We start from the raw sequence: 3,652 nt of genomic DNA on the forward strand, positions 1-3,652 counted from the left end.
ACTTCAGGACGTGCAGCAGCGCTTTTACCTGTATATCAAGCATTTGGCGATCGCTTTAATTCGAATCGACAATATTTAGGTATATTGATGCCGGTATTAATTTTGATGGGGACAAACTTATCTTTAATTGGTGCAGGCAGCCATATTATTGGGATTGGTTTGCTTGAAAATCAAACGGATGGTTCTATTTCTTATCTTCAATTCTTAATCTGGGGCTTTCCATTTGGGATAATAATTGCAATATTGAGCTTATTTATGATAAAAAAGTTTTATATGAAGCCTGTTGAAAATATTTCAACAGAAAATTTAATACAACATGAAAAACAACCATTGACTAAAAAAGAGAAAAAAGCAGCAGTACTTATCAGTTTGACAGTGATACTTTGGATTACCGAACCATTGCATCATTTTGATATCGCCTTTGTCACAATTTTAATGAGTTTAATTATGATTATGCCTAAAATTGATTTGATTGGATGGCGTGAAGCGTTTAATAGAGTGTCTTGGAGTTTGATTTTCTTTGTGGCCGGTGCGACTGCACTCGGAAATCTATTAGTAAAATATAAAGTGCTAGATGTCATCCAACATCAATTATATCAAGTGATGCATCATGTCAAATTGACAAATGAATTTGTACCGTTAGTGATTATTGTGGTGTTGACTGTGACTTCGCACTTATATATTACCAGTCATACGACACGTGCTGTGGTATTTATACCATTGCTGATTGTTTTCGGTAAAATGTTTGGCTTGAATCTGACAGCAGTGGTATTTATTGCGCTCATTGGTACGAACTACTGCTTAACCTTCCCAGTCAGCTCTAAAGCGCTGTTATTGTTTTATGAGAATAAAGAAAGACCATTTACAATTAAACAGCTCATGTATTTAAGTTTAGGTATCATGCCAGTATATATGATTACTATGATTGTGATTTATTATGTTTATTGGCAGTATGTTGGGCTTGCATTGAAATAGGAGTGAGTAGAAGTGGAAACCATCTTAATCGTAGAAGATGATGAAAAAATAGCTCGAGTCATTGAACTGGAATTGGATTATGCAGGCTATGACGTCTGCATTGCCCATTCTGGTAAAGCAGCATTACAACTCTATCAAGAACGTCACATAGATTTGATATTACTTGATGTGATGATACCGGATTTAAATGGCTTAGAAGTACTCAGAAGGATTCGAAATGAGAATGACTATATCAAAATTATTATGTTAACTGCACGTGATGAGGTCATGGATAAAGTCAGCGGTTTAGATTCTGGTGCGAATGATTATATGACTAAGCCGTTTGAAATTGAAGAGTTATTAGCACGTATTCGTGTGCATTTAAAACAGCAGCAGTTAACTCAAAAAGAAACGACTGAAACTCTAACGCATGGACAAATCGAATTGAATCCACAATCGAGAGAAGTATTTGTTGAGGGCAGCTTAGTAGAACTCACACAAAAAGAGTATGATTTACTTTATTATTTTATGACAAACCAAAACATTGCTTTAGATCGCGCGCAGATTATCGAATATGTCTGGGGTTATGATTTTGTAGGTGATACAAATATTGTCGATGTTTACGTCAGATATTTAAGAAAGAAATTAGATACTACGGATACTTCTATTATTTCGAGCGTCAGAGGCATCGGTTATATGATGAGAGCACAGTCATGAAACTCGGTACACAACTGCAGATATATATCACTTTAATGATTGCGATTGTGGTAGTTATTACGAATTTAACGATTTATTTTATTTATCGTACCACTTCGTTAAATGCGGAAACAGCACAACTAGAAGATAAAGCTATCAGTACGATGAAAGAGTTGCGAAAAGCGAAAGAAAATCATAATGATAAAGAAAAAGTATTACAGAGTTTGATTTTAACCGATGGCTATATAGCGATCGTAGGTAAAGATGATGAAAGTAAATTTCAAGTGACGTCTAATCCGAAATATAAAGATTTGAGCGAGCCTTATAAAAATAAGCAGTATAAAAAGGCAATTTATAAAAAAGGGCATCACTTTGTTTTAGTAAGTATTCCGTTAGTATGGAAAGATGGTGAAGTCAGTAACTTACAGATATTTGAGAACATCGATTTCAAATACAGTAAATACGATATTTTAAAAATCGTATTAACGCTTTCTACATTATTTATTCTGTTAATTGTCTTTTTATTAAATCGATTACTGACACAACTCATATTACAACCTATTAATCAATTGATTGAGAAAATGAAGAAGACAATTGAAACGAATCATTATGTCATTATGGATATTAATAAAAAAGATACGAAAGAACTGCAAGCACTGACACAAACTTATAATGATATGATGGAGAACTTGAAGGAACATGATGAAAAACAACAAGCGTTTATTTCAAATGCTTCTCATGAATTGAAGACGCCGATTACTGTGATTAATTCATATAGTCAGATGTTGAAGCGGTTTGGAAAGACACGAGAAGATACTTTAAACGAAAGCATTGATGCTATATGTGATGAAGCGCAACGTCTGAAATATTTAACTGAACAAATGTTGGATTTAGCAAAAGTAGAGCGCAGTAATCAGCAAGCACAACGTCAGCCTGTTGATTTAAATGCGATATTAGAACATAAAGCCGCGCGTTTTGCGCATGCTTATGATAGAAATATTGTATATCAATGTGATAATACTGCGTTGGCATTGGTGAATGAAGATCAATTCAAACAACTGATGACTATCTTTTTAGACAATGCGATTAAATACAGTCAAGATGATGTTGTGCTTCACGCAACAGAATATAAAGAACATATCCATGTTAATATTTCAGACCGCGGGATTGGTATTCCACAGACAGACTTAGAGCAAATTTTTAATAAGTTTTATCGTGTGGACAAAGCAAGAGCAAGACAATCAGGAGGTTCTGGTTTAGGACTGTTTATTGCGTTTGAATTAGCCAAACGTAATGATATTGAAATCCAAGTACAAAGTGTACTTGACATAGGCACAACGTTTATTTTGATTATAGAAAAGGTGACTTCAAATGGTGCTCAAAAAGATGATTAAAATACTTTTGATTGTCATTATTTGTATACTTGCAGTGTTACTAAGTGCAGTGATTTATTTCAAGTCCACTCAACGTGATTTCACTCAACAAGAAGTCAAACAACTTGTAGATGACCGTTATGACGGAAAAGTTCAATCTATTGCTTTAAATAAAGCTAAAACTACTTATAAAGTAAAAATGCTAGATGAAGGTCTGAAGTATGATTTAGAAGTAGATAAAAAAGACGGTACAATAAAAAATGTGCATACAGAAAAAATCAAACAATCCTCTCAGTCAAAATCAAAACCTAAGAAAACAACAAAAGAAAAAAAGACACCTTATATTTCAGAAGAAACAGCAAAGGCGGTAGCACAACATCAAGTGCAGGGTCAGTTTGTTTATATTGATTTAGAAAAAGAACATAACCCGCCATTTTACACAGTCCAACAAATTGTTGATGATGATGAAGGTGCAATCATAAAAGTAAATGCACTAAACAAAAAAGTGCTGTCTGTTTCCTGGTTTGAAATTAAAGATGATGACGATGATGATTTTGATGATTAAAATCTAAGCAGCTGTTGAAGCGATTTATACGCACAACAGCTGCTTATTTAGTATGCCTATATTT

The 3,652-nt window shown here is 33.7% G+C and carries 4 protein-coding genes; all 4 read left to right on the forward strand.

All coding sequences use genetic code 11. From position 1 onward, the window contains the following. A partial coding sequence (locus BU038_RS12010; protein ID WP_107606210.1) for an SLC13 family permease occupies positions 1-975 on the forward strand: 975 nt, incomplete at its 5' end. Positions 976-987: 12 nt separating this feature from the next. Further along, positions 988-1,671: a response regulator transcription factor gene (locus tag BU038_RS12015; protein ID WP_107606211.1), complete on the forward strand. Its 684-nt coding sequence runs from the start codon at positions 988-990 to the stop codon at positions 1,669-1,671. Further along, a complete protein-coding gene (locus tag BU038_RS12020; RefSeq protein WP_107606212.1) occupies positions 1,668-3,044 on the forward strand; it encodes a sensor histidine kinase in 1,377 nt (458 codons plus the stop codon). Before BU038_RS12015 ends, BU038_RS12020 begins: the two co-directional genes overlap by 4 nt. Beyond that, positions 3,037-3,588, forward strand: coding sequence for a PepSY domain-containing protein (locus BU038_RS12025; protein ID WP_158262801.1), 552 nt, complete (start codon positions 3,037-3,039; stop codon positions 3,586-3,588). The genes BU038_RS12020 and BU038_RS12025 overlap by 8 nt, the downstream gene beginning before the upstream one ends. The last annotated feature ends 64 nt before the right edge of the window (positions 3,589-3,652 follow it).

The organism is Staphylococcus simulans (genome assembly GCF_003043455.1).
Taxonomy (GTDB): domain Bacteria; phylum Bacillota; class Bacilli; order Staphylococcales; family Staphylococcaceae; genus Staphylococcus; species Staphylococcus simulans_A.

Coding starts and splice junctions, on each gene's coding strand:
- BU038_RS12020 (WP_107606212.1), top strand. CDS start 1,668: ATGAAACTCGGTACACAACTGCAGATATATATCACTTTAATGATTGCG.
- BU038_RS12025 (WP_158262801.1), top strand. CDS start 3,037: ATGATTAAAATACTTTTGATTGTCATTATTTGTATACTTGCAGTGTTA.